The following is a 3,216-nucleotide window of genomic DNA, read 5'->3' as shown; positions in this document are numbered from 1 at the left end:
TGGTGCACGGCGAGCCCGAGCGCAACGACATGGTCCAGTACTTCGCGGAACAGCTGGAGGGCTACGCCACCACCGAGAACGGGTGGGTGCAGTCCTACGGTTCACGGTGCGTTCGCCCGCCGATCCTGTTCGGCGACGTCTCGCGTCCCGAGCCGATGACGGTCGAGTGGATCACCTACGCCCAGTCGCGTACCGACAAGCCGGTCAAGGGCATGCTGACCGGCCCGGTCACCATGCTCGCCTGGTCGTTCGTGCGTATCGACCAGCCGCTGGGTGAGACCGCCCGCCAGGTGGGTCTGGCGCTGCGCGACGAGGTCGCCGACCTGGAGCGGGCCGGTATCCGGCACATCCAGGTCGACGAGGCGGCGCTGCGCGAGCTGCTTCCGCTGCGCGAGGAGCAGAGGGCGGCGTACCTGGAGTGGGCGGTCGACTCGTTCCGACTGGCCACCTCCGGGGTCGCGTCCAGCACGACCATCCACACGCACATGTGCTACTCGGAGTTCAACCAGATCGTCGACGGGATCGAGGCGCTGGACGCCGACGTCACCAGCGTCGAGGCGGCCCGGTCGCGCATGGAGCTCGTGGAGGCCCTGGGAGAGCGCGGTTACAAGCGCGCGATCGGTCCGGGCGTGTACGACATCCACTCGCCGCGGGTGCCGTCGGTCGAGGAGATCGAGGCCTCGCTGCGTCTGGCGGTCTCGCACGTGGACGCGGCGAACCTGTGGGCCAACCCCGACTGTGGCCTGAAGACGCGCGGCTACGCCGAGACCGAGCAGGCGCTGCGCAACATGGTGGAGGCGGCCCGCCGGGTGCGCGCCGACCTCTGATCCCACCCCGAACGCACGAAAAGGGGGCCGCGGCACGAAGCCGCGGCCCCCTCTCGTCGTCTCTTCCGGGGAGGAGCCGGTGGTCTCCTACTCGGCGCCGAGCAGGGCGATCGCCTCTTCGGCGGAGTTGGTCAGCAGGGCCTCGACGTCGTCGACCATCGTCAGGTCGGAGCCCTCGAAGTCCGAGACCTGGTAGGTGATCTCGATGTTCATGTTGGCCGCGCGCACCAGCATGATCGCAGTGGGGGCGGGGTCGTCGAGGATGATGTTCTCGGTGATGATGAGGTGGGCCTCATCGCCGAGACCGTCGATCTCCTTCTCCTCCTCCAGGTTCTCCTCCGGGTAGTAGTCGCTACCACCGGTGTAGCTGCTGAGGGAGTCCTGGTAGTCCGACGAGGCGCCCTCGACGGAGTCGCTGCCGGCGTAGGGCGTCGCGTACTCCAACCAGAGGCTGCTGTAGGCGCGTTCCGGGTTGCCCTCGGGAGCGTCGCCCGTGGCGGTGCAGCTGGCGCGGTTGTCGGAGACGCTCTTGCTGGGGTTGTCCCGCAGGATGAAGTCCGTGGAGACCTGCTCGGTGATGGCGTCGCAGGGCTCGATGGGCAGCGCGTAGGGCGGCTCCCCGGCGGGCCCGTCACCGCCGCCCGAATCGGGCTCCGCGGTGTCGTCGTCGACCGGCTCGTCGGTCTCCTCGGTGCCCTGGGTGGTGTCGGGGCCGGTCGCGATCTCCCCGCCGCCGTTATCGCGCGTCACGAGCATGACGATCACGGCGATGACGAGCACCACGATGATCGCGCCGCCGCCGATGACCACCCAAAGGCCGGCCTTGCCGCCGCCACCACCGCTCTGGGGCGGAGGCGGGGGGTATCCGCCTGGTCCACCCGGACCGCCGGGGCCGCCGTAGGGCGGCTGGCCACCCGCGTACATGCCCTGGTCCTGGCCGGGACCGCCCTGGTAGGGGCCCTGGCCGTAGCCTGGCTGTCCGCCGGTGCCGCCCCCGTAGGGGTTCTGCGGAGGCTGGTTGTAAGGTCCGTTTTCGCTCATGGCTCCCCTCGCCCGGTGAAGTATTGGCCGTGTTCTCTGGGACGCGTGTGCCCATTGGTGGGTTCTCACGAGTTTCCCGTGACGACCACCGGCGGATGGCCGGATGGATGACGGCACGGGAGACCGTGGGGGAGGAGAGCCCGGGACCACCGCCGGTCCGCGGGCGAGAGCGGTACGGCGAGGAGCGGGAACTCCCCGTGTCGTGAGTGGATGCCCCGACTGTGGCGCGGGGTTCTTTCCGACCGCCGAGATGATGCCGAGGGGACGGGCCGCGGCGACCGGGGGTCGGGACGACAAGCATCCTAACCGTGACCTTAAGGGGAGAGGTGGAGCGGGCCAGGGGTAACGGGGCGAATCGTCATCGATTCGTTCCGCTCGAGCCGCACGTCACCCTTGGCGTGACGTGATCGTGATTATCCTGTGCGGGCTTTCGAGTCGTTCCACCGGTAATGGAGAGCGTCCTTTTCGGCCCTTGGTCCCGAGAGGCGGGTGCGGAGGATTCGTGTTCCGCATCCGTCGGAGATCAGAACATCGAGATGTGCACGTGGTCGAAGTGGTTCTCGGTGATGCTGCCGCGGTCCGACATCGGGCGCCAGTCGGTGTCGCCCCGGCGCACATCCCAGATCTGCTGGCGGTAGATCACGTACATGACCCCGAGGTCGTCGGCGTTGTCCCGGGCCCAGTTCGCGATGTCCCAACCGCGCTCGATCTGTTCCTCCGAGGGCATGGAACCGTTGCCGTCCACCATGAAGTCGCAGGCCCGGCCCTTGGGGTGCTCGCCCACGACCCAGCCGCCCACCGCGCGATAGCAGCCGACGCCGCCCACCTTCGACCCTCGCCCGAAGATCTCGATGCCCAGGTCGCGCATCTGCTCGGTGCGCGGTGTGATGTTGTCGGGCGGTCGCATGGGCTGCTCCGGGTGATCGGCGATGAGCCGGCGGACGTCCATGCGCCGTTCCTCCAGCTCGTCCATGTCGGCCTCGGCCTCGGCCAGACGCTCCTCGGCGTTCTCCTGGGCGATCTCGTCCCGGGACAGGGCCTGGTCCAACTGGTCGATCTTGTCCTGGTTGCTGGTGGACAGGTAGTCGATGACGATCGCGCGCTCGATGACCTCGTCGGGTTCGGCCTCGACGAACAGCGACATGGAGGGGTCGATGCCGCTGCTGGTGTAGGCGGCCACCGCCAGGGAACGGACCTGTCCGCGAGCGGCCTCCACGTCCTCGCGGGTGGAATCGGCGCGCGACTGGGCGCGGTCGGCCTCCTCCATCACGTTCTCCATGTCCCGGAGCTCACCGTTGTACTCCTCGGTGAGGGTCTCCGCGCGCGCCTCCAGGGTGCTCATGTCCTC

2 protein-coding genes and 1 pseudogene are annotated in these 3,216 nt (G+C 68.8%); 1 reads left to right on the top strand and 2 read right to left on the bottom strand.

The window, feature by feature from the left end; genetic code table 11:
• A pseudogene (locus K8V84_RS24790) lies at window positions 1-827 on the top strand (5-methyltetrahydropteroyltriglutamate--homocysteine S-methyltransferase); the annotation flags it as partial.
• Window positions 828-914: 87 nt separating this feature from the next.
• Here K8V84_RS24790 and K8V84_RS24785 read toward each other — a convergent pair.
• Both K8V84_RS24785 and K8V84_RS24780 read right to left on the bottom strand, forming a co-directional pair.
• Window positions 915-1,868 carry a DUF3558 domain-containing protein gene (locus K8V84_RS24785; RefSeq protein ID WP_304079127.1) on the bottom strand — a complete coding sequence of 318 codons (954 nt, stop codon included), beginning with the start codon at window positions 1,866-1,868 and terminating at the stop codon, window positions 915-917.
• A gap of 523 nt (window positions 1,869-2,391) precedes the next feature.
• Window positions 2,392-3,216 (bottom strand): hypothetical protein (locus tag K8V84_RS24780; RefSeq protein ID WP_304079126.1); only part of this gene is annotated, 825 nt, incomplete at its 5' end.

This window comes from Nocardiopsis listeri (assembly GCF_020741345.1).
GTDB classification, from domain to species: domain Bacteria; phylum Actinomycetota; class Actinomycetes; order Streptosporangiales; family Streptosporangiaceae; genus Nocardiopsis; species Nocardiopsis listeri_A.
This window is presented reverse-complemented; position numbering and strand designations above follow the sequence as displayed.

What these genes read in the sequence shown, in the direction of transcription:
- K8V84_RS24785 (WP_304079127.1), bottom strand. Translation starts at nt 1,868, where the DNA reads ATGAGCGAAAACGGACCTTACAACCAGCCTCCGCAGAACCCCTACGGG.